This window comes from Myxococcota bacterium (genome assembly GCA_041389495.1).
Taxonomy (GTDB): Bacteria; Myxococcota_A; UBA9160; order UBA9160; family UBA4427; genus JAWKRT01.
Genome location: JAWKRT010000002.1, coordinates 611,270 through 635,365 on the forward strand (window position 1 = coordinate 611,270; position 24,096 = coordinate 635,365).

Below are 24,096 nucleotides of genomic sequence, written 5' to 3' on the forward strand. Positions count from 1 at the left end.
CGCTTCGCCAGCCCGACCGCCGGATCCTTCACGGGTTCGTCATTCCGGGTGCGGCCTGCGGCCACGCGCGCGCCGCGTACCCTCCCGCCCGTGACGCTGATCGCGCTCTGGAAGCCGTACGGAGTCGTCTCGCGGTTCACCGCGCAGTCGGGCCATCCGGGTCTCGCGACGCTCGTGGACGCGCCCGACGTGTGGCCGATCGGGCGGCTCGACCGCGACAGCGAGGGCCTCCTCTTGTTAGGCGACGACGGCGCGCTCGCGCACGCGCTGACCGACCCGCGCCACGCGCACCCGCGCACCTACTGGGTGCAGGTGGAGGGCGAGCCCGGGAGCGAGGCGCTCGGCGCGCTCGCCCGCGGCGTCGTCGTGCAGGGGCGCCGCACGCGACCGGCGCGTGCGCGACCGCTGCGCGGCGAGCCCGCGCTGCCGGCGCGCGCCGTGCCCATCCGCGTGCGCGCGCGCATCCCGACGTCGTGGATCGAGCTCGAGCTCGTCGAGGGCCGCAACCGCCAGGTGCGCCGCATGACCGCCGCGGTCGGCCACGCGACGCTGCGCCTCGTGCGCGTCGCGATCGGGCCGCTGCGGCTGCTCGAGCTCGGCCTCTCGCCCGGCGCGTGGCGCGGGCTCTCCCCGAGCGAGGAGCGCGCGCTGCGCGCGTCCGCGCGCGCGGGGGCGGCGCGCGCGAAGAGCGAGCCGCCCCCGCGGCGCGCGCGCACGGAGACGCCGCCGCCCGACGCGCCGCGCACACCGCGCGCGCGTCGGGCGCGTCCGCGGCGCGCGCCGCGCGGGGGCGGACGTTAGGCGACCGCCGGCCGCTCGGACGACGAACGGCCCGGGTCGGTGGCGAGCGCGCTCGCCCGGCGCGCGAGCGCGCCCGCGCCGCGTTCGATCGCGTCCGGAGGCGCGAGCAGCGACAGCACCACGTGCGCGCAGGCGTCGCCGCGTTCGTCGCTCGACGGCAAGTCGAACAGGAAGCCCGGGTGGACGCGCACGCCGTCGCGCTCGAGCAGCGCGATCGCGAGCGCCTCTTCGTCGATCGCGTCGCCGCCGGGCGCGCGCACGCGCACGATCGCGCTCCAGCCCGCGTCGGCGGCGAGCACCTCGAGCGCCGGGTGCGAGGCCGCGACGGCGCGAAGGCGCGCCTCGCTCTCGCGCACGCGCGCGCGGATCGGCGCCCGCAGCTCCTCGCCCCGGGCGAGCAGCGCGGGCAGCGCGTGCGCGACGACGGGCGACACGGACAGGTAGGCGTCGGCGATGAACGCGAGCCGCTCGACCGCCTCGCGGCGCAGCACCTCGGGCCCGGCGGCGACGATCCACGAGACCTTCGCCTGCGGGAGCCCGAGCAGCTTCGAGGCGCCCGAGAGCGCGAAGCGCAGTGGGCCGTCCGCCGCCGCGTCGCCGCTCGCGCTCCTCGCCGCGAACGCCGACGGCGCGCGCGCGGCGTCGACCGGCGCGAGCGGGTACGCGGCGAACACCTCGTCGACGACGAGCGCGAGGCCACGCTCCTCGGCGATCGACGCGAGCGACGCGCGCTCGCCGTCCGTCGCGCGCGCGCCCGTCGGGCTGTGCGGATCGATCGCGACGATCGCGCGGCTGCGCGGCGAGAGATCGGCCGCGAGCGCGTCGAGGTCGATGCGCCACTCCGCACCGCGCGGGCCGCGCCGCGGGCGGAGCGGGTAGGCCCGCACCTCGAGCCCCTCGAGCTCGGCGAGGTGCGCGAAGAGCGGGTAGCCGGGCGTCGGCACGTGCACGACGTCGCCCGGGTCGGCGAGCAGGCGGAAGAGGTGCGCGTAGCCCTCGCTCGTTCCGGCGGTGAGCACGACGTCGTCGGCGGTCGGGCCGGCGTGGCCCGTGGCGGGCCCGGCCGCGCCGCCGCTCTGCGCGTGGTGCGCGGCGACGGCGGCCCGCGCCGCCGCGTCGCCGCACGCGTCGGGCGCGTAGCGGAGCAGCGCGTCGCCCGCGGCGAGCTCGCGCAGCACGTCGCGCAGCGCGAGGCCGGGCGCGTCGATGCCGCAGGCGGTCGGGTTCGCGTCGGCGAGGTCGAGGAGAGGGCGCCCCGCCGCCGCGTGCGCGGCGAGGCGCGCGGCGAGCGCGTTCGGAAGGAGGTCCCAGGCCGCGCGGCGGGCGAACACGGCGCGTGAGCATACGGCGCGGGCGCCCGCCGCACGAGGTCGCGGCGCCGCGTCGCCTAACGCTCTGCGAAGAGCATGCGGTGCACGATGCCGGCGAGCGCCGCGCCGACGATCGGTACCACCCAGAACATCCACAGCTGCGCGATCGCCCAGCCGCCGACGAAGAGCGCGGGGCCGGTGCTGCGCGCCGGGTTGACCGAGAGGTTCGTGACCGGGATCCCGATCAGGTGCACCAGGGTGAGGCACAGGCCGATCGCAATCGGCGCGAAGCCGGCCGGCGCGCGGCGATCGGTCGCGCCGAGGATCACCATCAGGAAGAAGAAGGTCAGGACGAGCTCCGCGGCCATCGCCGACGGCAGCGCGTAGCCGCCCGGCGAGTGGTCGCCGTAGCCGTTCGCCGCGAAGCCCGAGGCGACGAGGTCGAAGCCCTCCTGTCCGTTCGCGATGAAGGCGAGCGCGGCGGCCGCGGCGATGGCGCCGGCGACCTGCGCGATCACGTACGGCGCGAGCTCGCCGGCCGGGAAGCGCCCGCCCGCGACGAGCCCGACCGAGACGGCCGGGTTCAGGTGGCAGCCCGAGACATGACCGATCGCGTAGGCCATCGTGAGGACGGTGAGGCCGAAGGCGAGGGCGACGCCGAGCAGGCCGATGCCGACCTCCGGGAACGCGGCGGCCAGCACCGCGCTGCCGCAGCCGCCGAACGTGAGCCAGAACGTTCCGAGGAACTCCGCACTCGCTCGAGATCCGATCGACATCGACCACCTCCAGGGCCCGGACGCGAGCCCGCGACACTCGCCGACCTGCAATGCCGGCGCGCGCCGCGCGGAGACTGCGCTCGCGACCGGCGCGCCGTCGAGGCCGAATCGCGGGCAGGGGCGTCGCCGCGTCGCGTCGCGCTGCGCGACGCGGTACCAACCCGCCTCCATGATCCAGCTCGATGCGATCTCGAAGCGGCACGGGAGCCAGATCCTGCTCGTCGAGGCCTCGGCCGCGGTGCAGCGCGGCGAGCGCGTGGGGCTCGTGGGCCCGAACGGCGCGGGCAAGTCGACGCTCTTCCGGCTGCTGATGCGCGAGGAGGAGCCCGACGAAGGGCGCGTCGTCGTCGACCGGGGCGTCGTGCTCGGGCACTTCAGCCAGGACGTCGGCGAGATGCAGGGCCAGACCGTGCTCGAGGCGACGATCGCGGGCGCCGGGCCGGTGTCGGACGCGGCGCGCGCACTCGCCGAGCTCGAGGGGGCGCTCGCCGACCCCGCGCGAGCCGACGAGCTCGACGCGCTCGTCGAGCGCTACGGCGAGGCGCAGGTGCGCTTCGAGTCGCTCGGCGGCTACACGCTCGAGGCGCGCGCGCACGAGGTGCTGGCGGGGCTCGGCTTCACGCCGGCGCAGGTCGCGGGCGACGTCGGCGCGCTGTCGGGCGGCTGGAAGACGCGCGTCGGGCTCGCGCGCATCCTCGTGATGCGGCCCGATGCGCTGCTGCTCGACGAGCCCACGAACCACCTCGACCTCGAGTCGATCCTGTGGCTCGAGGAGTGGATCCGCGGCTTCGACGGCGCGCTGCTGCTCACGTCGCACGACCGCGCCTTCCTGAACCGCGTCGTCTCGAAGATCATCGAGATCGACGGCGGCGACCTCGTCACCTACTCGGGCGACTACGACTTCTACGAGCGCCAGCGCGAGATCGCCGAGCGCGAGCAGGCCGCGCAGTACGCGCGCCAGCAGGCGATGCTCGCGAAGGAGGAGGCGTTCATCGCGCGCTTCAAGGCGCGCGCGAGCCACGCCGCGCAGGTGCAGTCGCGCGTCAAGAAGCTCGACAAGATCGACAAGGTCGAGCCGCCGAAGCGGCGCCAGACGGTGCACTTCGCGTTCCCGCCCGCGCCGCGCTCGGGCGACGACGTGCTCGCGCTCGCGGGCATCCGCAAGCGCTACGGCGAGCGCGCCGTCTTCGACGGGCTCGACCTCACCGTGCGCCGCGGCGAGCGCTGGTGCGTGATGGGCGCGAACGGCGCGGGCAAGACGACGCTGCTCAAGATCGCAGTCGGCGCGCTCGCGCCCGACGACGGGAAGGTCGCCCTCGGTGCGAACGTCGTGCTCGGCTACTTCGCGCAGCACTCGATGGAGCTGCTCGAGGCGGACGCGACGGTCTGGGAGACGCTGCAGCACGCGTTCCCCAACGCGTCGATCGGCTCGCTGCGCACGCTCGCCGGCTGCTTCGGCTTCCCGGGCGACGACGTCGAGAAGCGCTGCCGGCTGCTCTCGGGCGGCGAGCGCGTGCGCCTCGTGCTCGCGCGCATGCTCTACGACCCGCCGAACCTGCTCGTCCTCGACGAGCCGACCAACCACCTCGACCTCGCGACGAAGGAGATGCTGATCGAGTCGCTCGCGGGCTACGACGGCACGCTGCTGCTCGTCTCGCACGACCGTCACTTCCTGTCGAAGCTCACGAACCGCGTGCTCGAGCTCGATGCCGACGGCCCGCACGTCTACCCGGGCGGCTACGCCGAGTACGTCCTCGCGAGCGGCCACGAGGCGCCGGGGATGCGGGAAGGCTAGGCGGGCCCGTCGGGTGCGCGCCGACCGCGGTGCTCAGACGGCCGCGTGCAGCGACACCGGCAGCCCCGAGAAGCGGGGCATGCCGGTGAGCGCATCGACGTCGTCGGGGCTCGTGAGCTGGTTGACGTTGTGCGCGCCGGGGAAGCCGTGCGGGACGCAGAGCGCGCCGGGCGGCAGCGTCGGGTCGATGCGCAGCGTTCCGCGCAGCTCGCCGTGCGCGCTGCGGACGACGGCCTCGGCGCCGTCGACGAGCCCGGCGTCCTTGGCGTCGCGCGCGCTCGCGAGGATGGCCGGGCGGTCGCGCAGCTCGGTGAAGCGCGCGTTGATGTGGTGGCGCTGGCGGCGCGAGAGCAGCACGAGCGGTGCGCGCGCGTCGCGCGTGCGGCCGCGCTCCTCGAGTGCGCGCAGCTCGGCGACGAGCGCGGGCGGCGCGAGCCGGTAGCCGCCGATCGCGTCGGCGCGCGCCTCGACCCAGCCGATCGGGATCGCGCCCGCGTCCTCGTAGTGCCCGTCGCGGAGCGCGTCGAGGTCGCGGCCCGCCGAGGCCGCGATGCGCGCGAGCGCGTCGTCGTCCGTCGCGGCGTGCGGGTCGAGCGAGGTGTCGAAGGGCACGCCGATGCGCTCGCCGAGGAGCGCGAGCACCTGCCAGAACGAGCGCCGCTCGCCTGCCGGGGCGACCGCGGGCGGCGTGTACTGCGTCGCGACGCGCGGGAAGGCGATGTCGACGGCGTAGGGGAGGTCGGCGCGCTCGAGCTGCCCCTTCGTGGGCAGGACGTGCGTCGAGATCGCGGTCGTCTCGTTGGCGATCACGTCGAAGGAGGCGAGCACGTCGAGCTTGGCGAGCGCGGCGCGCGTGCGCTCCGTGCCGGGCAGGCAGGCGACGAGGTTGCCGCCGAAGTTGAGGAGCGCGCGCAGGTTCCCGGCCTCGATCTCGTCGGCCATCGCCGCGCACGCGTACTCGCCGCCGACGGTGCGCAGCTCGGGGCGGCTCGCGGGGCCCGCGCGGCGCCAGCCGTCCTCGGGCGCGGGCGGCATCTCGAGGCGGTCGAAGCGCGTGAGGAAGCCCGGGTTCACGCACGCGCCGCCCGGCCGGTCGAGCGAGCCGGTCGCGATCATGAGCGCCCACGCGAGCCACTGCGTCGCGTTCGCGGTCGGCGACATCGAGATGCCGGTGCCCGTGTCGACGCAGAGCCGGCGCGCGCGCCGCACCGAGGTGAGCAGCGCCTGCAGGTCGCGCGGCGCGAGGCCCGTCTCGTCGCTCGCGCGCGCGGCGTCGAAGGGCGCGACGGCGGCCGCGAGCGCGTCGACGCCCTGCGCGTGCTCGCGCAGGAAGCGCGCGTCGGCGCCCTCGCGCAGCACCTCGCGCACGAGGAAGGCGAGCAGCGCGTGGTCGCTGCTCGGGCGGACGGCGAGGTGGCGCGTCGCGTGGCGCGCCGTCTCCGTCGCGCGCGGGTCGACGACCCACACCTCGCCGCGCGCCGTCATCTCGCGCATGCGCGCCGTCGGACTGTTCAGCATCGAGGTGTGGCCGTGCGAGACGAGCGGGTTGGTGCCGACGTAGAGCACGAGCCGGCAGCGCTCGAAGTCGGGGCGCGTCATCAGCCCGGGCACGCCCGCCACCATCTCGGAGACGAGCGTCTTCGCGATCACGTCGATCGTCATGTCGCTGTAGACGGATGGCGTGCGCAGCGCGGCGGGCACGCGGCGCGCCATCCAGTACCCCGCGGCGTCCATGTAGCCGCCGCCGCCGAGGAAGACGCCGACGGCGGCGGGGCCGCTCTCGTCGAGGATCGCGCGCAGGCGCGCGGCGAGGTCGTCGAGCGCGTCGTCCCAGCCGGCGCGCGCGAGCGCGCCGTTCGCGCGCACGAGCGGAGTCTCGAGCCGCTGCGGGTGGTGATGGGCCTGCGGGAGCGCGCGCCCCTTCGAGCACGTGTAGCCCTGCGAGAGCGGGTGGTCGGCGTCGCCGCGCACGCGCACGACGCGGTCGCCGTCGACCTCGACGACGATGCCGCAGGCGGCGGTGCAGACGCGGCAGAACGAGCGCACGAGGGAAGCGGGCATCGCGGTCTCCGGGCTCCTCGACGGCTCGCGCGCGCCGGCGCGCCGCGTCACTGCGGGAGCAGCATGGCGACGGTCTCCGCCGCGTGCAGGGAGTCGTTGTACTCCTTGACGTGCACGATCCTGCCCTGCTCGAACTCGAAGAGGAAGTGGTACGTGTTGCGGTAGCTCGCGCCGTTCACGAGCTCGGCCTCCGAGTGCGCCTCGACGGCGACGCGGTCGCCCTCGGCGGTCACGCCGTCGACCGTCATGGTGACCGGGCCGGTGCAGGCCTCGTGGAAGGCGGTGACCAGGTGCTGGAAGCCGGCCTTGTCGAGCGTGCCCGTGCCGGGCACCCACCACGTCGCGTCGGGCGCGAGCAGCGCCTCGTCGAGCACGCCGCGCGCCATGCTCTGGATGAATCGGAGTGCCGCTTCGCGGTTCGCCTCGGTTGCCACGACGCCCTCCCGTCCGCCCGCGGCGCGCGCGTGCGGACCTCCGGCGACCGCGGATTCTAGCCTCGCCCGAGGATCGCTCCGCTCATCCCGGCGGACACGAGGACGTGCTCGACGTCCTTCACCGGGTTGGCGGCCGTGCCGCGCACCTGGCGCACGGCCTCGGCGATGTTGTTCATGCCGTGGATGTAGGCCTCGCCGATGTGCCCGCCGTTCGGGCTCACGGGGATCGTGCCGTCGAGCGCGATGTGCCCGTCCTTCACGAAGGCCGCGGCCTCGCCCGGCTCGCAGAAGCCCCAGGCCTCGAGGTGCCAGAGGACGGCGATCGTGAAGTGGTCGTAGAGCATGGCGACCTGCATGTCGCGCGGGCCGAGGCCGGTGCGCCCGTACAGCTCCTTCGCGCAGGCGATGCCGGCGGCGAAGCGCGTCAGGTCGTCGTGGTAGTAGCTCGTGACCGTCTCGAACTCGCGCGGCACGGCCTCGGTCGCGCCGACGATGCGCACCGGCGGCTGGCGGAGGTCGCGCGCGCGCTCGCGGCTCGTCACGACGACGGCGACGCCGCCGTCGCTCTCCTGCGTGCAGTCGAGCAGGCGGAACACGGGCTCGACGATCCAGCGCGACGCCTGGTGGTCGGCGAGCGTGATCGGCTTGCCGTAGAACCACGCGTTCGGGTTCGTCGACGCGTTCTTCCGCAGCTGCACCGAGACGTGTCCGAAGTCCTCGTTCGTGACGCCGTAGACGTGCATGTAGCGGGCGGCCTGGACGGAGGTCCACGCGGCCGGGCTCGCCGCGCCGAAGGGCAGGCTCCACTCGATGAAGCCGCTGCCGGCTCCGGCCTGGCCGCGCGACGCGCCCATCTGCGACGTGCCGAAGCGGTACTCCGAGCGCTCGTTCATCGCGCGCCAGCACACGACGACGTCGGCCTGGCCGGAGTCGACGGCGGCGACGGCGTGCGCGAGCGGCCCGACCGAGCCGCCGCCGCCGTGACCGACGCGCGACGAGAAGCGCAGGTTCTCGACGCCGAGCGCGCGGACGAGGTCGACGTCCTCGTTGTTGTCGATCGTGAACGTCGACATGCCGTCGACGTCGCGCGGCGCGAGGCCCGCGTCGTCGAGCGCCGCCGTGATGCACTCGCACGCGAGCTGGAGCTCGCTGCGCCCCGAGTCCTTCGAGAACTCCGTCTGCCCGATGCCGACGATCGCCGCGCCGGTCTCGCGCGCCGCGCGGCCCACCTAACGAGGCCTCCGCGGCCGGAACTGGTGGACGGCGCCGCCGTCCGCCGTCGGCGCGAAGAACACCTCGAGCGGCATGCCGACCTCGATGTCGGCGGGCTCGACGTCGCACAGGTTCGAGAGCATGCGCATGCCCTCCTCGAGCTCGACGAGCGCGATCAGGTAGCCGGGCGGGAACATCGGGAGCGGCGGGTGCACGGGCTTCGCCCAGGAGTAGAGCGTCGCGCGCCCCGACAGCTCGACCTCCTCGCGCTCGACGCTCTGGCAGTGCGGGCACATCGGGCGCGGCGGGAAGCGGAAGCGCTTGCAGCTCGCGCAGCGCTGTCCGAGCAGCACGCCGCGCTTGCAGCCCTCCCAGAAGAAGGCGCCGTCGCGCGAGGCGTTCGGCGCCGGGCGCTGCGGCGCGGCCGCCGGGCCGGACGCCGCGCTCATCGCGACGCCTGCGGCGCGGCGAGCGCCGTCGGCCCGACGGGCTCGGTGACGAGCGGGCTCACGCGCTCGTCGCCGACCGCGCCCGACGCGAGCAGCCGCTCGACCTCCTGCGCGTCGAAGCCGACCTCGGCGAGCACGCCGCGCGTGTCGGCGCCGACGAGGAAGGGCGGGCCCTGGATGCGCGCCGGCGTGCCGGAGAACGAGAACGCGAGGCCGATCTGCCCGAGCTGCTTCACGACCGGGTGCGCGTAGCTCGCGACCCACTGGTGGCGGAGCGCTTCGGGGTCGGCCCACATCTCCATGCCGGCGGTGTCGGACGACACCTCGCACGGCACGCCCGCGGCGTCGAGCGCGCGCTGCCACTCGACGGCGGGCTTCGCGGCGAGTGCGCGCTCGACCGCGGCGGCGCGCTCGTCGTCGCCCGCGCGCGCGTCGACGCCGAGCACGCGGCCGAGCGCCTCCCAGTGCGCGTCGTTCGCGAGCGACAGGCACAGCCAGCCGTCGGCGGTGGGATAGATGCGCACGCCCGCCGAGAAGCCCGTCTGCATGGCGTCGAGCATCGGGCGCTCGAAGCCCGTGCCGTCGGGGCGCGCCACCGCGTACGACGTGTTGAGCAGCTGCGCGTTGACGATGGCCGTGTCGACGAACTGCCCGCGGCCCGTCTTCTCGCGATCGAAGAGCGCCTGGCAGATCGCGATCGCGGCGAGGAAGCCGTTGCCCGTGTCGCCGAGGTTCGTGAGCGACCAGATGGGACGACCGCCGCGCCCGCAGCCCCCGTCCTCCCACTCGACGCCCGCCAGGCACGCGCCCGTCTGGTCGTTGCCGGGCAGGAGCTCGCGCGGGCCGCGCTCGAAGCCGCGCGTGTGGCAGTACACGAGACGCGGGAACTCGTCCTTCAGGCTCTCGTAGTCGATGCCGAGCTTGACGGCCGCCGGGTAGCGCATGTTGTGCATGACGACGTCGGCCGAAGCGACGAGCCGCCGCACGACTTCGCGCGCGCCGTCGTGCTTCATGTCGATCGCGATGCTGCGCTTGCCGCGGTTGCAGCACATGGCGATCTGGCTCTGGTGCCAGTACCAGTCGTGCTTCGCGTTGATCTTGATGACGGTCGCGCCGAGGTCGGAGAGCACCTGCGTGCAGTAGGGGCCGGCGACCGCGAGGCCGAAGTCGAGCACGCGGATGCCGGCGAGCGGGCCGCCCGCGAGGGCGGCGTCTCCGGCCGCGGGCGGCGTCGATGCCGGCTTCGCCGCCGCTCGCGCCGCGTCGCGCAGCGCCCGGGCCTCGGCGTGCACGGCGGCCGTGTGCTCGCCCGCGCGCGGTGCCGGGCCGCGGATCGCGCCCGGGCTGCGCTCGAGCTTGTAGGCGATGCCGACGGTGCGGATCGGCCCGAGCTCCGGGTCGTCGACCTCGGCGACGCAGCCGTCCGCGAGCAGCAGCGGGTCGGCGAGCGCCTCCTCGGGCGTGCGGATCTTCTGGATGCAGACGCTCGCCTCGGCGCCCGCCTCGGTCCACGCGTCGGCCGTGAACTTCGCGATCGTCTTCGCCATCGGCTCCCAGTAGTGGTGGAGGACGAAGATCTCCTCGGTGCCGAGGCCGATGCGGTCGGGGTCCTCGCGGACGCGCAGGTCGGTGTGCGCCTCGAGCGTGTCGCCCTCGCCGGCGGCGAGCACGAAGCGCGGGTTCGGCGGCCAGCAGTGCACCCAGCGACCGTCCGCGCACTCGAACAGGCCCTTCGGCGAGCGGCTGTCGCCGACCCAGCTCATGAAGCTCGGCGCCTCGAAGTCCTCGGCCTTGCCGAACGCGAGCACCCCGGCCGCGAGCGCGCCGCGCAGCAGCGACGTCTCGACCCACTGGCCGCGCCCCGTCACCTCGCGCGCGCGCAGCGCGGCGCTGATGGCGGTGGTGGCCGCATAACATGCACCGAGGCTCGGGAAGCGGGAGGCCGGGAAGAGCGGGCCCTCGCGCGGCGCGCCCTGGCGTTCCTCCCACGGCACCTCGAGGTCGGGGAAGAGCGGCTCGCGACCCGCGAGCCGCGGCGCCGAGCCGCCCGGCCACCCGCGCTGCTCCCACTGCAGGCCCGAGCGCGCGGCGACGAGGGCGTCGTAGCCCGGCCGGTCGGAGTGGCGGTTGCCGCGGCCGTAGCCGGTGATCGAGCAGTAGACGAGGCGCGGGTTGCGCGCGGAGAGCGTCGCGAAGTCGATGCCGAGCCGGTCGGTGACGCCCGGCCGGAACGACTCGACGAGCACGTCGGCGCGGTCGGCGAGCGCGAGGAACAGCTCTCGCTCGCCCGCGTCCTTCAGGTCGAACGCGGCGCTGCGCTTGCCGCGGTTCCAGGCCCGGTAGCCGAGCTGGGAGGCGAACGGGTCGCCGCCCGGCGGCTCGACCTTGACGACGTCGGCGCCGTGGTCGCAGAGCAGCATCGTGGCCATGGGGCCCGCGATGCCCCACGAGAGATCGAGCACGCGGATCCCGTCGAGCACGCCCGCCATCGGGTCCTCCTCGTCGCGAACGGGCGGGCGGCGCGCCGCCCGCCCGTTCCCTTCGTTGCTAGGCGATGCCGTACATGCGCGCACCGTTCTCCCAGGTGATCGCGCGGACCTCGTCCTGGGGCACGCCCTCGAACTGCTTGCGGACCTTCGCGCCGGCGTTCGGCCAGTTGCAGACCGGGTGCGGGAAGTCCGTCGACCACAGCAGGTTGCCGACGCCGATCTCGTGGCGCTGCTCGACGCCCTCGGGCTCGTGCACGAACGTCGCCGCCATCTGGTTGCGGAAGTACGTCGACGGCAGCTCCTTCACGCCCGGGAAGACGTAGTGGTGGTGCATGCGCGAGTCGAGGTAGCGGATGAAGCCCGGCAGCCAGAAGAGCCCCGGCTCGACGAACACGACGCGCAGCTTCGGGTGGCGCTCGAGGATGCCCGTCAGGATGTACCACTGCAGCGTCTCGGCGATGGCGAAGCCGGGCAGCGCGGTGAAGATGCCCTTCTGCGGCGTCGGGTCGCGGCGGAACACGTCCCACAGCGCGCGCTTGAGCGTCAGGTGGTTCGCGACCACGATGCCCGTGTCCTCGAACGCGTGCCAGAGCGGCTCGTACCGGGCGTCGTGGTAGTCGGGCATGCCGATCTCGCTCGGGAAGTTCGGGATCTGGATCGAGCGCGCCCCGAGCCCGGCGAGCCGGTGGATCTCGGCCACCGCGTAGTCGATGTCGATGAGCGGGAGCTGGTAGGTGATGAGGATGCGCTTCGGGTCGATGGACGCGAACTGGTGGAGCGTGTCGTTGTACGCCGTCGCGCACTCCTTCCAGTGCTCGCCGACGCAGTAGACCTTGCTCGTGAAGTCGAACTCCGAGTACATCACCTCGCACTGCACGCCGTCCGCGTCCATCGCGGCGAGGCGCGCCTTCGAGTCGAAGTAGCCCGGGTGGCGCGCGGCCTCGAGATCGACGAAGTCCTCGAGCTCGAGCTTGCCGCCGGCGCGGTCCTCCTCGCCCATGCGGTCGAACTTCGCCATGCCGGCGTCCCACGCGGCGTGGTACTTCGAGGCGAGGTTCTGCTTCACCTGGTCGGACGTGATCACGCAGTGCGAATCGGCGGAGAAGAGTCGCTGGTCGGCCATGATGGATCCTCCTGGAGGTGGCGACGAGCCGTCGGTGGGGGATACTAAAGCAGCTTTTCTATCTGGGAAAGCGATTTTCGTATCCGGCCCCGACCGACACCGAGGAGCGCGCCCGTGACCGGAGTCTCTCACGTCATCCGCCACCTGATCGCGGTTTCCGCCGCCCTGCGCGTCGCGATCACGGAGGGGCTCGTCGAGCGCGGGCACCGGCTCACGCCCTCGGTCACGGAGCTCGTTCCGAACCTGCCGGCCGAAGGCCTCGGCATGTCGGCGCTCGCGGAGCGGGCGGGCGTGAGCGTGCAGCGGGCCGGCCAGCTCGTCGCCCAGCTCGAGGCCGACGGCTACGTCGAGCGCGTTGCCGACCCGGCCGACGGCCGCGCGCGGCGCGTCGTGTACACGCGGCGCGGGAGGAAGCTGCTCACCGACATCGACGCGCTGCTCGACGAGGCGACCGACCAGCTCGTCGGCATCCTGGGGAAGGCGCGCTACGAGCGTCTGCTGCGCGACCTCGCCGACCTCGACGCCGCGCTCGCCGACTCGGAGCGCGGCCTGCGGATGTCGGGGCGGTAGCGCGGGTCGGTGGGCTCGCGGAGCGGCGCGAGCAGGTCCTCGAGCCCGTTCGCCTTGATCTCGTAGAGCGTCGCGAGGAGCACGCCGAGCCGCCCGCGCGGGAATCCCTGCTTGCGGAACCAGACGACGTAGGGCTCGGGCAGGTCGACGAGGCGGCGGCCCGCATAACGTCCGAACGGCATGCGCATGCGCGCCAGCTCGACGAGCAGCGACGGGTCGGGAGCCGTGTCGCGCGGGCCGCGTTCGTCGCTCGCGCTCATGCATCCTCCCGCGCTCGCGTCGGCTCGCGTCGGGTCGCGTCGGGTCGCCGAGGTCGGCGGCGGCCCGCGCGGGTCGCCGCCGACTCGCGGCGACGCGGTCCGCATCCGCCGCCGGCGGCTCGTACGGATCGCGGTTGCTAGCCTCGCGCCGTGTCGTCGACGCGGGTGCAGCCGGATCTTCGCACGCTGCTCCTGCGCAGCCACGCCGGCCTGCTCGCGGCGCAGGCCGTCCTCGTCCCCGTCTCGTTCCTGCTCGCGTCGGTCTCGCCCTTCGGGCTCGTGCAGCCCGAGGAGACGGCGGTGTTCGACGGGCTCGGGCTCGCGGGAGCGTCGCGGCTCGCGGAGGCGTGGCTCGCGCGGCCCGCGGCGCGCGGCGCGCTCTTCGTCGCGTGGCTCGCGCTCGCGACCGCACCGGCGCTCGTCGCGTTGCGCGCGCTCGCCCGGCGCGCGTCCGAGGCCGACGACGCGCTCGTCCGCGACCTCGCGCGCTGGACGCGTCGCCACGCCCTCCTTCCGCTCCTCGTGCTCCCGATGGGCGCCCTCGATCTGTGGATCTGCCTCGTGTGGGGACGCATGGTCGTCGCGGGCGGGAGCCCGTACTACGACCTGCCCACGCCCGCGGCGCTGAAGGGCATCCCGCTCGCTCCGTTCGATCACTTCTCGCCCTACGGCCCGCTCTCGACCTGGATCGACGCGGCGCTCGCGTTCGTCGCGGGCGGCAGCCCCGTCGCGCTGTTCCTGCTCCACAAGGCGTCGTTCGCGGCGGCCTGGCTCGCGACGCTCGCGCTGATCGACCGCGCGCTCGCCGCCGCGTCGGCGGAGCGCCGCGCGCAGGCGATGCTCGTGTTCGGCTGGCTCCCGATCGGCTGGCTCTACTGGGTCGGCGAAGGGCACAACGACGGCTTCATGATCGCGCCGCTCGTCGCGTGGCTCGTCCTGCTGCGCGAAGGGCGCCACGCGCTCGCGCTCCCGTCGCTCGTCGCGTCGATCGCCGCGAAGTACGCGACGGCACCCTTCCTCGCGCTCGAGCTGTGGGCGGCCGCGCGCATGCCGCGCGAGCGCCGGCGCGGCTACGCCGTCGCCGCCGCGCTCTCGCTCGCTGCGGTCGCGCTGCTCATCGCACCGCTCGCCCGCGACGGCTCGTTCCTCGACCCGCTGCTCGGGCAGGGCTCGTGGAAGATCCTCACGCCGTCGCACGCGCTCAAGACGCTCGTGCTGTGGACGACGGGCGCGAACCTGCGCTGGAAGCTCGCCGACGCGCTCGTCGCCGCGCCGCTGCTCGGCGGCCTGCTCGCGGCGGGGCTCCGCTTCGCGCGCGGCGCGCGCTTCGACGACGCCGTGCGCGTCGTGCTCCTCGCGCTCCTGCTCGCGACGTTCGTCGGCATGGATCGCACGTGGCCGTGGTATCTCACCTGGGTGCTGCCCGTCGCCGCGCTCGCCGAGACGGGTGCGCTCGTGCAGGCGGTGGTCGCGCTGCTCGCGGTCGCGCCGCTGCTCTCGCTGCTGTGGCTCGGGACGGGCTGGGAGTCGGGCAACGCGGTCGCCGTCGCGACCTATCTGGCGTGGTTGCCGGCGTTCGCGCTGGTGCGCCGCGGAGGGCTCGTGCGGCCGTGGACTTCTGGCTGACCTACATCGACGAGGACCCGGACCACACGATCGCGGTCGCGAAGGCGGCCGAGGCCGCGGGCTTCCGCGGCATCGCGCTCGCCGACCACGTGAGCGTGCCGGTGCGCTTCGCGTCGCGGCACCCGTCCGGCGGCCCCGCGCCGTTCGACCACCGCACCGACTTCCCCGACCCGCTCGTGACCGCGGCCGCCGTCCTCGCGTCGACGACGCGCCTGCTCGCCATGACGTACGTGTACGTGCTCCCGATGCGCGAGCCGTTCTCGGTCGCGAGCCAGGTCGCGACGCTCGCGCGCCTCTCGGGCGACCGCTTCCGCTTCGGGGTCGGGGCGGGCTGGCTCGAGGAGGAGATCGCGCTGCTCGGTCAGCCGGTGCGGGGGCGCGGCCGGCGCATGGACGAGATGCTCGAGGTGCTGCCGCGGCTGTGGACGGAGGACGCCGTGGCGCATCGCGGCGAGTTCCTCGACTTCGCGCCGACGGGCGTCGCGCCGAAGCCGCGCGCGCGCGTGCCGATCTGGGTCGGCGGCAGGAGCCCCGCCGCCCTCGCGCGCGCCGCGCGGCACGACGGCTGGCTCGGCATGAACTACGACCTCGACGAGGCCTTCGGCCTGCTCGATGCGCTCGCGCGCGCGCGCGACGCGCGCGCGGCCGCGGGCTTCGCGCCGCCGCCCCGCTTCGAGACGTTCCTCATCCCGAACGCCGCGCCCTCGCGCGCGCTCTACGACCGCCTCGAGCAGCGCGGCGTGACCTCGACGGCCGGCGCCGCGTGGGGCTATGCCGACCGCGCCTTCGCGTCGCTCGACGCGAAGCTCGAGGCGATCGCCGCGTTCGGGCGGCGTATCATCGATGGCTGACGTCGCGCGGCGCGCCGCAGGGCCGCCGCGCAGGGAGGTTCGCGTGCTCGAGGTGAACGAGTACTTCGAGGGCCGGGTGAAGTCGATCGGCTTCCGCGGCGACGGGCTGCCGTCGACCGTCGGCGTGATGGAGGCCGGCGACTACGAGTTCGGGACGTCGCAGAAGGAGACGATGACCGTCGTCAGCGGCGAGCTCGTCGCGAGGCTCCCGGGCAGCGACGCGTGGCAGCGCTTCGGCGCGGGCGAGCGCTTCGTCGTGCCGGCGAACGCGCGCTTCGCGCTGCGCGTCGCGAGCGCGACGGCCTATCTCTGCACCTACGAGTGAGCGCGTCGCGCGCCGCGCCTAGCGCTGGCAGTCGACGAGCACCTTGACGGCGCGCGAGGCGTCGCGCGCCGTGGCGAACGCCTCGTCGAACTGCGACAGCCCGAAGCGGTGCGTCACGAGCGGCATCGGGTCGAGCGCGCCGCTCGCGATCAGGCCGAGCACCTCGGGGAACTCGCGCGGGTAGGCGATCGACGCGACGATCTCCTGCTCGCGGATCAGCATGTTCACGAGGTCGAGCCGCACGGGCGCCTTGTGCACGCCGACGACGACGATGCGCGCGCCGACGCGCGTCATGCGCAGCATGCGCTCGAACACGGGCCCTGCACCCGTCGCCTCGAACCAGACGTCGGTGGCCGGCGCGGGCGCGCCCATGACGCTCGCGTCGCCGTGCAGCTCGCGCAGGCGCGCGGCGAGGTCGGGCGCGTCGCCGCGGACGGGCACGGCGCCGAGGCGCTCGGCGAGTGCGAGGCGCTCGGGCGCGAGGTCGACGCTGGCGATCCGCTCGACGCCCGACGCGCGCAGCCCGAGCACGATCGCGAGCCCGATCGTGCCCGCGCCGAACACGACCGCGGCGTCGCCCGGGCGCACCTTCGACTGGTGCACGGCGTGCAGGCCTACCGACATCGGCTCGACCAGCGCGCCCTGTTCGAAGCTCAGGTGGTCGGGCAGGCGCAGCACGGCGTCCGCGTCGTCGGCCGCGCCGCGCACGAGCACGCGCGGCGTGAAGGCGCCGACGCCGCCGACGCCGCCGATCCCGTTCGCGTTGCCCTCCGGATTCACGACCACGCGGTCGCCGACGGCGAGATGGCGCACCTCGCCGCCCACCTCGGCGACCACGCCCGCGAACTCGTGCCCGAGCGGCATCGGCGACGGCGCGCCCGGCAGGCCGCCCATCGCGACGTAGGAGAGGTCGGTCCCGCAGATGCCGCACTGCGCGACCTCGACGACGACGTCGCGCGGGCCGGGCCGCGGCGCGTCGACGCGATCGACGCGCACGTCGTCCACGCCGTGCACGCGGACCTGCGGAACGGGCTCTCGGTCGCGGTGTGCGCTCATCGCTCCCTCTTCGTGTCAGGATGACGTCTCGGGACGAGACGTCGGAGTATGAACCTCCGCGCCCATGCGCGGAAGCGCCGAGGAGCGCGGAGGAGGAGAGATGTCCGAAGGGCCGCAGCTGCGATTCCGGCACGCCGACGACGAGAAGTGGCACGAGGTGCGCGCGGTCGAGGTCGACGGCCGTCGCGCCTCCGTCTGGGAGAAGTGGCTCGACTTCACGCCCGCCTTCCTGAGCCTCTACGCGCGCTGGGACCCGGGCATGATGATCCACAAGCACGGGCACAACAGCGATCACGTCGTGTTCGTGATCGAGGGAGAGATGACCTGCGGCGACGTCGTCTGTACGCCGGGCATGCACATCACGCTCGAGAAGGGGGCGGCCTTCGGTCCGTTCGTCGCGGGGCCCGACGGCGTCGTGCTGTTCGAGGTGATGATGGGCGACCCGCGCTCGTGGCCGGCCGATCCCGAAGGCTTCCGCCGCCTGCTCGCCGAGCGCAACGCGCGCAAGCTCCCCGACCCGCCGATCGACCTGCCCGACTGGCTCGAGGACACGCGAAGCTAGGCGCGCGCGGGGCGCGTCCCCGTGCGCCGCGGGGTATGCTGCGCCGCATGGCCGACCAGGAGCTCTCGTTCGCGGGCGTCGGTGCGCGCTTCGGCGCCGCGCTCGCCATCGTCTTCGCGACCTTCAACCCCGAAGGCGTCTCGTACTACCACTGGGCGCTGCGCGACTGGAGCGCGTTCGATCCGATCAAGGGGATCGTCGGCGTCGTGCTGCTGATCGGCTGGGCCGTGTTCCTGCGCGCGACGAGTCGCTCGCTCGGCCCGTTCGGCTTCCTGCTCGCCGTGGCGTTCTTCGGGATGCTCGTGTGGGCGCTCGTCTACTACGGCGTCGTCGTCGCCGACAGCGCGCGTGCGATCACGTACCTCGCGATGTTCGTCCTCGCCGGCGTGCTGACCGCGGGCATGGTCTGGTCGATCGTGCGCCGCCGCATCTCGGGCCAGGTCGACGTCGACGAGGCCGACCGCGCCTAGCGAGGCGCGCGAGCTCCGATGGCCGGCTCGAGCTTCTTCGCCCTCCTCGACGACATCGCGACGCTGCTCGACGACGTCTCGCTGATGACGAAGGTCGCGGCGAAGAAGACCGCAGGCGTGCTGGGCGACGACCTCGCGCTGAACGCCGAGCAGGTGACGGGCGTGCGGGCGTCGCGCGAGCTGCCGGTCGTGCTCGCGGTCGCGAAGGGGTCGTTCGTCAACAAGGCGATCCTCGTGCCCGTGGCGCTCGTCGTGAGCGCCGTGGCGCCGTGGCTCGTGCACCCGCTCCTCATGCTCGGCGGCGCCTACCTCTGCTTCGAGGGCGCGGAGAAGGTCGCGCACCGGCTCCTCCACTCGCGCGAGGAGGACGCCGCGCACCGCGAGGAGCTGCAGGCGAGGCTCGCCGACGCCGCGACGGACGTCGTCGCGTTCGAGAAGCGGAAGATCCGCGGCGCCATCCGCACCGACTTCGTGCTCTCGGCCGAGATCATCGTGATCGCGCTCGGAACCGCGGCCGAAGCGCCCTTCGCGCAGCGCGTCGGCGTGCTGGTCGCGATCGCCGTCGGCATCACGGTCGGCGTCTACGGGCTCGTCGCCGCGATCGTGCGGCTCGACGACGCGGGCCTCCATCTGGCCTCGCGCGAGGGCGCGGCGACGCGGGCGTTCGGTCGCGGTCTCGTCGCGGCGGCGCCGTGGCTGATGAAGGCGCTCTCGGTCGCGGGCACGGCGGCGATGTTCCTCGTCGGCGGTCACATCCTCGTCGAGGGCGTGCCACCCGTGCACCGCGCGATCGAAGCGCTCGCGCATGCCGCGGGCGGCGCGGGCGCGGCGGGCTCGGGCCGCGCGCTCGCCGCGTCGCTCGTCGCGCTGCTCGGCGACGCGCTCGCGGGCCTCGTCGCGGGCGCGCTGCTCGTCGGCGCGGGCGCGCTCCTCGCGCGGCTGCGCGGCGGGAGCGGGACGCACGAGCCCTCGCGCGACCCGAACGCGGAGGACGCGCGCTCGACCCGCGACGGGAACGGCGCCGACTAGCGTCGCGTCCCGGCGGTCGCGGAGGCCGCGTCCCAGGCCTCCACCGCGCCGATCGCGCGCGCGACCAGGCGCTCGATGCCGTGCAGCGCGTCGCCCTCGGCCTGCGCGAGCCCGAGGCGCACGACGACGAGCTCGGCCGACGGCACGACCACGACGTACTGGCCGCTCATGCCGCGCGCCGCGAACGCGTCGCGGGGCACGGACGGCCAGGTGCGATCCTCGGGCGCGCCCGGGCGGCCCGCGTTGAGCCACCAGTGCGCGCCGTACTCGCCGCGCGCGGCGCCGGGCGTCGGCGTGCGCACGTAGTCGACCCAGCCCTCGGGCAGCACGCGCTCGCCCTCCCACACGCCGTCCTGCAGGTGGAGCTGGCCGAAGCGCGCCCAGTCGCGCGCCGTCGCGAACACGAACGACGAGCCGAGGAAGCTCCCCGACGCGTCGGTCTCGACGAGCGCGCTCGCCATCCCGATGCGGTCGAAGAGCACGCGCCGGCTCCACGCGACCATGGCGCCGAGGTCGCGCCCGAACGCGTCGCGCAGGAGCCGCGCCACGACGTTCGACGTCCCGCTCGAGTACGACCACACGGTGTCGGGCGGGTGCGCGAGCGGGCGGCTCGCCGCGTAGGCGCCGGCGTCCGCGCGCGTGAAGAGCATGATGGACACGTCGTTGATCGCGCCGTAGTGCTCGTCGAAGGCGAGACCGCTCGACATGCGCAGGAGCGTGTCGAGTGCGATCGCGTGGCGCGGGTCGTCCTCGTCGCTCCACTCGGGAACCGGCGCGGGCGCGCCGAGCGCGAGGCGCCCCTCGCCGACCGCGATGCCCGCGAGCGTCGCCGTCACGCTCTTCGCCATCGACCAGCTGAGCAGCGGCGTCGCGGCGTCGACGCCGGGCGCATAGCGTTCGGCCGCGATCGCGCCGCGGTGCAGCACGACGATCGCCTTCGTGAGCCGGTGGGGCGGCGCCGCCGTCGGCTCGGCGAACGCCTCGGCGAGCGCGTCCTCGAGCTCGCGCGCGACGGCCGGGGGCGGGCTCGCGACGGGGAGCGCCGCGGGCGGCGGCGCCGAGCGCGGGAAGGCGGCGGACCGGAGCCGCTCCTCGTCCGGGCCGTCGTCGGCGACGAGCACGCAGCCGAGGCCCTCGCGGTGCACGGCGCGCGCGCGACGGTAGAACGCGCGGCTCTCGACGGCGCGCTCGGCGTCGTCCACCTCGTAGCGGACGAGCGCGTGCGCCGGGCCGAGCACGAACGCGACGTACTCGTCGTAGGACGTCCGCGGGTCGAGCCCGGAGACGAACGCGAGCGAGCAGAGCACGCGGGCCGAGAAGCCCGTTCCGACGCGCAGGGCCGTGTCGCCGAGCCGGAGTGCGAGCGCGGCGAGGCCGAGGGCGAGCGCGAGGAGTGCGATGCGCGCGGTGCGCGCGGCCGGGGAGCGGTTCGACATGGCGCGCGATCCTACCTCCGGTGCGCTCGCGCGCGGAGTAGGATGCGCGGCCGCCCCACCAGGAGGACCTGCCATGAGCGCGAACACCGACCTCGTCGACGCCTTCGTCGAGGCCTGGGCTGCGAAGGACGTCGAGCGGATCATGGGCTTCTTCGCGCCCGACGCCGTCTACACGAACATGCCGATCGACCCGCCCAACGAAGGCCTCGAGGCGATCCGCAAGACGATCGAGGGCTTCGTCGGCATGGCGCAGCGGATCGAGTTCGTCGTGAAGCACACGACGGAGAACGCGAACGGCGTCGTGATGAACGAGCGCATCGACCGCTTCCTCGTCGGCGACAAGTGGGCGGAGGCGCCGGTGATGGGCGTCTTCGAGATCGAGGGCGGCCGGATCAAGGCCTGGCGCGACTACTTCGACCTCGCCGCGTTCCAGGCGTCGATGGCCTGAAGTCGCGCGGCGCGGCCGGCGCGCGTCACGGCGCCGGGCGGAGCTCCCAGCGCATCGGCGCGCGCTTGATGCCGCCGACGAAGCTCGAGCGCACGCGCACGGGCGGCGCCGTCCGCTCCATGCGCACGAGCCGCTCGCGCAGCTGCGCGTACATGGTGCGGATCTCGAGCCGCGCGAGGTGCGCGCCGAGGCACACGTGCTCGCCGCGCCCGAAGCCCACGTGGTCGTTCGGGCGCCGGTCGATGCGGAACGCGTACGGGTCCTCGAAGACCTCCTCGTCGCGGTTCCCCGACGCGTAGAAGAGGCACACGCTCTCCCCCGCGCGCACGGTCTCGCCGCGCAGCGCGAGGTCGCGCGCCGCCGTGCGCGTGAACTGGATGACGGGCGTGATCATGCGGACCGTCTCCTCGACGGCGGGGTCGACGAGCGCCGCATCGGCCGCGAGCCGCGCCCACTGGTCCGGCGCGTCGAGGAAGCACTGGATGCCGCCCGTCATCGCGTTGCGCGTCGTCTCGTTGCCGGCGACGACGAGCAGGAAGTAGTAGGAGAGCAGCTCGAAGTCGCCGAGCGGCGCGCCCTCGATGCGGCCCTGCGCGACGAGCGAGAGGATGTCCTCGCGCGGGTTCGCGCGGCGGTCGTCGGCGAGCCGCTTGAAGTAGGCGAAGAGCTCGTTGCGCGCGGTCGTGAGCGTCTCGGTCGGCGTGCGTCCGCGCGCGAACTCCGGGTCTTCGGGCGCGATGCTCTCGTTGGTCCAGCGGAAGAGCAGCGGCCAGTCCTCCTCCGGCACGCCGAGCATGAGCGCGATCACCGCGATCGTGATCGGCGCCGACACGTCGGCCACGAAGTCGATGTCGCCCTTCGCGGCCGCGCGGTCGAGCACGTCGCGCGTCACGCGCTCGATCTTCGGCGCCCACACCTGCACGGTGCGCGGCGTGAACGCCTTCGACGTGAGGTTGCGGAAGCGGCCGTGCTCGGGCGGATCCATCGTGAGCAGGTGCCGAGCGGGCGCGTTCTCGGGCGCGATCACGTCGCGCATGAACACGGCGAGACGCGGCTCGAGCAGCCAGTCCCTCGGGTTCTTGCCGATCGCGACGATGTCGGCGTGCTTCGTCACCGCGAAGAAGGGCTCGTGCCGCTCGCCCTCGAAGCGGCGCACGGGCGCGTGGCGACGCAGCCAGCGCCACTCCGCGTGCGGATAGCCTTCGCGCTCGTACTTCTCGGGCGAGATGACGTCGAGCGCGGCGGGGTCGAGGTCGTCGGGGAGCGGCGTCGGTCGGGTCATCGCGGTGCTCCTGGCGGGTGCGGTGGGCGGCGTCGCCGCATCCTAGTGCGGGGCGCGCGCGGGCGGGACGCGGCGTTCGAAGATCTCCGCGCCGAGGAGCGGGTAGCTCGCGAAGGCCGGATCGAGGGCGAGATAGGCGCGCTGGAACGGGTAGTGCGCGGCGAAGGCGGCGCGGCGCACGTAGGGCGACGCGTCGTCGCCGAGCTGGCGCGCGAACTCGAGCACGCGCGGCCGCGCGTCGCCCGGGCGGCGCAGGCGGTTGCGCTCCCACGTGTCGACGACGAGCCACCGCGGCCGCTCGACCCCGGTGGCGAGCCGGCGCAGGCTGGCCGGCTCGATCGCGAACGCGCCGTCCGCGCCGTCGCCGGTCGCGCCATCGCCGCTCGCGCCGTCGCCGGTCGCGCCATCGAGGTGGAACAGGATTCCGCCCACGACGCCGACGGCGTCGCCGCGCGCGACGTGCGCGGCGAGCCAGCGCGACGTCTCCTCCGCCGGCATCGGCGAGAGGCTCTCGACCATGCCGGCCGTGGTGGCCAGCGTCGTCGCGGCTGCGATCGCGGCGACGGCGGTGCCCGCCGCGCGCGCGGCGCGGCTCTCGAGCCGCGCGACCGCGACGCCCGCGGCCGCACACAGCAGCGGCGCGAGGGGCATCAGGTAGCGGACGAACGCGATCTTCGAGACGACGAGCGGAGCGAGCAGCGCGGCGAGCGCGGCGAGGAACGCGACGGCGCCGCTGCGCGCGCGCGCGGCGAACAGTGCGGCGCCGACGAGCGAGAGCGGGTACGTCGCGATGCCGAGCGTCATCGGAAGGCCCGCCACGAGCTGGTAGACGACCGGTCGGTAGATGCCCTCTCCCGCGACGACGTCGGCGCCCGGATGCCCGCGCGCCTGGTGGTCGAGCTCGCGCGCGATCTCGCTCGCGAAGAACGGGACGTCGAGCAGCACGTAGGGCGTCGTCGCGAGGAAGGCGAGCGCCGCGACGCCGCCGGCGAGCGCGACGCTCCGCACCGCGGCGCCGGCCGCGAGCCGGCCGCTCGCGACGAGCGCGATCGCGGTCGCCGGCACGGCGAGGCCGAGCGCGAGGCCGTTGTACTTGCAGCCGCCCGCGAGCCCGATGGCGGCCGCGGCGAGCAGGAGGTCGCGCGCGCGCAGCCCGCGCTGCCAGCGCACGAGCCCCCACGTCGCGAGCGACGCGAAGAAGGTGAGGGGAACGTTGACGTTGGCGTAGTGCGCGTCGACCGCGGGCACGGGTGCGACCGCGAAGAGGAACGCGGCGAGCGCGGCGGCGCGGCGTCCCGCGAGCTCGCGCGCGAGCAGGAAGACGACCGCGATCGTCGCGACGCCGACGGCGACGGTCACGTCGCGCGCCACGAGCACGGCGCGCGCGCGCGCGGCCGGCGCCTCCGCCGGCTCGTGGCCGAGCGCGCGATCGACGGCGAGCGCGCCCGCGAGCGCGTAGATCGGGAGGCTCGGGTAGCGGAGGATGCGCGGGTGGAAGTCGAGCTGCTCGAGGTGCGAGATCCGCTGCGCGGGCTCGATGAGCAGCGGCTCGTCCGGGTGGATGCGCGAAGGCAGGCCGTAGTCGCGGTCGTACGCGCGGAGCGCAGCCCCGACGACGAGCGCGGCGGCGAGCGCCGCGAAGGACGCGAGAGCGCGACGGGTCGGCGTCGTGGAGCCCATCGGCGTCGCGGCCCTCTTCGTCGACGCGCCCCCGCTCCTCCGCCGCGAGCG

22 protein-coding genes and 1 pseudogene are annotated in these 24,096 nt (G+C 74.6%); 10 read left to right on the forward strand and 13 right to left on the reverse strand.

Features of this window, described 5'->3' with window-relative positions:
* Positions 1–90: 90 nt before the first annotated feature.
* Positions 91–801: a pseudouridine synthase gene (locus R3E88_13415; protein MEZ4217476.1), complete on the forward strand. Its 711-nt coding sequence runs from the start codon at positions 91–93 to the stop codon at positions 799–801.
* On the opposite strand, the gene R3E88_13420 is transcribed toward R3E88_13415, so the two are convergent.
* Positions 798–2,132: a pyridoxal phosphate-dependent aminotransferase gene (locus R3E88_13420; protein ID MEZ4217477.1), complete on the reverse strand. Its 1,335-nt coding sequence runs from the start codon at positions 2,130–2,132 to the stop codon at positions 798–800. The two genes, R3E88_13415 and R3E88_13420, sit on opposite strands and share 4 nt — an antisense overlap.
* 56 nt (positions 2,133–2,188) lie before the next feature.
* Positions 2,189–2,887, reverse strand: coding sequence for an aquaporin Z (aqpZ, locus tag R3E88_13425; GenBank protein MEZ4217478.1), 699 nt, complete (start codon positions 2,885–2,887; stop codon positions 2,189–2,191).
* Positions 2,888–3,056: 169 nt separating this feature from the next.
* On the opposite strand from aqpZ, the gene R3E88_13430 reads away from it, so the two are divergent.
* Positions 3,057–4,682 carry an ABC-F family ATP-binding cassette domain-containing protein gene (locus R3E88_13430; protein MEZ4217479.1) on the forward strand — a complete coding sequence of 542 codons (1,626 nt, stop codon included), beginning with the start codon at positions 3,057–3,059 and terminating at the stop codon, positions 4,680–4,682.
* 33 nt (positions 4,683–4,715) lie between these two features.
* On the opposite strand, the gene R3E88_13435 is transcribed toward R3E88_13430, so the two are convergent.
* The 6 genes from R3E88_13435 to R3E88_13460 are packed head-to-tail and all read right to left on the reverse strand — an operon-like array spanning position 4,716 to position 12,450.
* Complete coding sequence (locus tag R3E88_13435) at positions 4,716–6,743, reverse strand: molybdopterin-dependent oxidoreductase (protein ID MEZ4217480.1); 2,028 nt, start codon at positions 6,741–6,743, stop codon at positions 4,716–4,718.
* A gap of 47 nt (positions 6,744–6,790) precedes the next feature.
* On the reverse strand, positions 6,791–7,177 hold the full coding sequence (locus tag R3E88_13440) for a nuclear transport factor 2 family protein (GenBank protein ID MEZ4217481.1): 387 nt from the start codon (positions 7,175–7,177) through the stop codon (positions 6,791–6,793).
* 56 nt (positions 7,178–7,233) lie between these two features.
* Positions 7,234–8,406 carry a lipid-transfer protein gene (locus R3E88_13445; GenBank protein ID MEZ4217482.1) on the reverse strand — a complete coding sequence of 391 codons (1,173 nt, stop codon included), beginning with the start codon at positions 8,404–8,406 and terminating at the stop codon, positions 7,234–7,236.
* The gene (locus R3E88_13450; GenBank protein MEZ4217483.1) at positions 8,407–8,838 is read right to left on the reverse strand and encodes a Zn-ribbon domain-containing OB-fold protein; all 432 of its coding nucleotides are present in this window, start codon (positions 8,836–8,838) and stop codon (positions 8,407–8,409) included.
* A complete protein-coding gene (locus R3E88_13455) occupies positions 8,835–11,327 on the reverse strand; it encodes a CoA transferase (GenBank protein ID MEZ4217484.1) in 2,493 nt (830 codons plus the stop codon). Before R3E88_13455 ends, R3E88_13450 begins: the two co-directional genes overlap by 4 nt.
* 58 nt (positions 11,328–11,385) lie before the next feature.
* Complete coding sequence (locus R3E88_13460; GenBank protein MEZ4217485.1) at positions 11,386–12,450, reverse strand: amidohydrolase family protein; 1,065 nt, start codon at positions 12,448–12,450, stop codon at positions 11,386–11,388.
* A 114-nt stretch (positions 12,451–12,564) separates the two neighbouring features.
* Between R3E88_13460 and R3E88_13465 the strand changes: the two genes are divergently transcribed.
* Positions 12,565–13,020 (forward strand): MarR family transcriptional regulator, encoded by a 456-nt coding sequence (locus tag R3E88_13465; GenBank protein ID MEZ4217486.1) that lies wholly within the window; start codon positions 12,565–12,567, stop codon positions 13,018–13,020.
* Positions 13,021–13,037: 17 nt separating this feature from the next.
* Here R3E88_13465 and R3E88_13470 read toward each other — a convergent pair.
* A pseudogene (locus R3E88_13470) lies at positions 13,038–13,280 on the reverse strand (DUF3820 family protein).
* A gap of 150 nt (positions 13,281–13,430) precedes the next feature.
* Here R3E88_13470 and R3E88_13475 point away from each other — a divergent pair.
* Genes R3E88_13475 through R3E88_13485 form a run of 3 tightly spaced genes read left to right on the forward strand, consistent with a single transcriptional unit; the run spans position 13,431 to position 16,082 of the window.
* Positions 13,431–14,906, forward strand: a complete 1,476-nt coding sequence (locus tag R3E88_13475) for a hypothetical protein (protein MEZ4217487.1) — start codon at positions 13,431–13,433, stop codon at positions 14,904–14,906.
* Positions 14,891–15,757 (forward strand): TIGR03619 family F420-dependent LLM class oxidoreductase, encoded by an 867-nt coding sequence (locus R3E88_13480; GenBank protein MEZ4217488.1) that lies wholly within the window; start codon positions 14,891–14,893, stop codon positions 15,755–15,757. Before R3E88_13475 ends, R3E88_13480 begins: the two co-directional genes overlap by 16 nt.
* Before the next feature lie 43 nt (positions 15,758–15,800).
* Positions 15,801–16,082 carry a pyrimidine/purine nucleoside phosphorylase gene (locus R3E88_13485; GenBank protein MEZ4217489.1) on the forward strand — a complete coding sequence of 94 codons (282 nt, stop codon included), beginning with the start codon at positions 15,801–15,803 and terminating at the stop codon, positions 16,080–16,082.
* A gap of 18 nt (positions 16,083–16,100) precedes the next feature.
* On the opposite strand, the gene R3E88_13490 is transcribed toward R3E88_13485, so the two are convergent.
* Entirely contained in the window at positions 16,101–17,138 is a 1,038-nt protein-coding gene (locus R3E88_13490) for an alcohol dehydrogenase catalytic domain-containing protein (GenBank protein MEZ4217490.1), read from the reverse strand.
* A gap of 100 nt (positions 17,139–17,238) precedes the next feature.
* Here R3E88_13490 and R3E88_13495 point away from each other — a divergent pair, with 100 nt between their 5' ends.
* From R3E88_13495 to R3E88_13505, 3 genes are read left to right on the forward strand one after another with little or no spacing between them, the layout of a single operon-like run.
* Positions 17,239–17,700, forward strand: coding sequence for a hypothetical protein (locus R3E88_13495; GenBank protein MEZ4217491.1), 462 nt, complete (start codon positions 17,239–17,241; stop codon positions 17,698–17,700).
* A gap of 47 nt (positions 17,701–17,747) precedes the next feature.
* Positions 17,748–18,170: a DUF6524 family protein gene (locus R3E88_13500; protein MEZ4217492.1), complete on the forward strand. Its 423-nt coding sequence runs from the start codon at positions 17,748–17,750 to the stop codon at positions 18,168–18,170.
* A gap of 18 nt (positions 18,171–18,188) precedes the next feature.
* A complete protein-coding gene (locus R3E88_13505; protein ID MEZ4217493.1) occupies positions 18,189–19,199 on the forward strand; it encodes a DUF808 domain-containing protein in 1,011 nt (336 codons plus the stop codon).
* On the opposite strand, the gene R3E88_13510 is transcribed toward R3E88_13505, so the two are convergent.
* A complete protein-coding gene (locus R3E88_13510) occupies positions 19,196–20,635 on the reverse strand; it encodes a serine hydrolase (protein ID MEZ4217494.1) in 1,440 nt (479 codons plus the stop codon). The two genes, R3E88_13505 and R3E88_13510, sit on opposite strands and share 4 nt — an antisense overlap.
* Before the next feature lie 73 nt (positions 20,636–20,708).
* Here R3E88_13510 and R3E88_13515 point away from each other — a divergent pair, with 73 nt between their 5' ends.
* Positions 20,709–21,083, forward strand: a complete 375-nt coding sequence (locus tag R3E88_13515) for an SgcJ/EcaC family oxidoreductase (protein MEZ4217495.1) — start codon at positions 20,709–20,711, stop codon at positions 21,081–21,083.
* 25 nt (positions 21,084–21,108) lie between these two features.
* On the opposite strand, the gene R3E88_13520 is transcribed toward R3E88_13515, so the two are convergent.
* Both R3E88_13520 and R3E88_13525 read right to left on the reverse strand, forming a co-directional pair.
* Positions 21,109–22,365 (reverse strand): cytochrome P450, encoded by a 1,257-nt coding sequence (locus tag R3E88_13520; protein ID MEZ4217496.1) that lies wholly within the window; start codon positions 22,363–22,365, stop codon positions 21,109–21,111.
* Between the two features lie 42 nt (positions 22,366–22,407).
* Positions 22,408–24,045: a glycosyltransferase family 39 protein gene (locus R3E88_13525; GenBank protein MEZ4217497.1), complete on the reverse strand. Its 1,638-nt coding sequence runs from the start codon at positions 24,043–24,045 to the stop codon at positions 22,408–22,410.
* Between the last annotated feature and the right edge of the window lie 51 nt (positions 24,046–24,096).

Bases quoted from the DNA above. Each gene is read 5' to 3' on its own strand.
- aqpZ (MEZ4217478.1), bottom strand. From the start codon at position 2,887: ATGTCGATCGGATCTCGAGCGAGTGCGGAGTTCCTCGGAACGTTCTGG.
- R3E88_13430 (MEZ4217479.1), top strand. From the start codon at position 3,057: ATGATCCAGCTCGATGCGATCTCGAAGCGGCACGGGAGCCAGATCCTG.
- R3E88_13435 (MEZ4217480.1), bottom strand. From the start codon at position 6,743: ATGCCCGCTTCCCTCGTGCGCTCGTTCTGCCGCGTCTGCACCGCCGCC.
- R3E88_13450 (MEZ4217483.1), bottom strand. From the start codon at position 8,838: ATGAGCGCGGCGTCCGGCCCGGCGGCCGCGCCGCAGCGCCCGGCGCCG.
- R3E88_13455 (MEZ4217484.1), bottom strand. From the start codon at position 11,327: ATGGCGGGCGTGCTCGACGGGATCCGCGTGCTCGATCTCTCGTGGGGC.
- R3E88_13460 (MEZ4217485.1), bottom strand. From the start codon at position 12,450: ATGGCCGACCAGCGACTCTTCTCCGCCGATTCGCACTGCGTGATCACG.
- R3E88_13490 (MEZ4217490.1), bottom strand. From the start codon at position 17,138: ATGAGCGCACACCGCGACCGAGAGCCCGTTCCGCAGGTCCGCGTGCAC.
- R3E88_13495 (MEZ4217491.1), top strand. From the start codon at position 17,239: ATGTCCGAAGGGCCGCAGCTGCGATTCCGGCACGCCGACGACGAGAAG.
- R3E88_13500 (MEZ4217492.1), top strand. From the start codon at position 17,748: ATGGCCGACCAGGAGCTCTCGTTCGCGGGCGTCGGTGCGCGCTTCGGC.
- R3E88_13505 (MEZ4217493.1), top strand. From the start codon at position 18,189: ATGGCCGGCTCGAGCTTCTTCGCCCTCCTCGACGACATCGCGACGCTG.
- R3E88_13510 (MEZ4217494.1), bottom strand. From the start codon at position 20,635: ATGTCGAACCGCTCCCCGGCCGCGCGCACCGCGCGCATCGCACTCCTC.
- R3E88_13515 (MEZ4217495.1), top strand. From the start codon at position 20,709: ATGAGCGCGAACACCGACCTCGTCGACGCCTTCGTCGAGGCCTGGGCT.
- R3E88_13520 (MEZ4217496.1), bottom strand. From the start codon at position 22,365: ATGACCCGACCGACGCCGCTCCCCGACGACCTCGACCCCGCCGCGCTC.
- R3E88_13525 (MEZ4217497.1), bottom strand. From the start codon at position 24,045: ATGGGCTCCACGACGCCGACCCGTCGCGCTCTCGCGTCCTTCGCGGCG.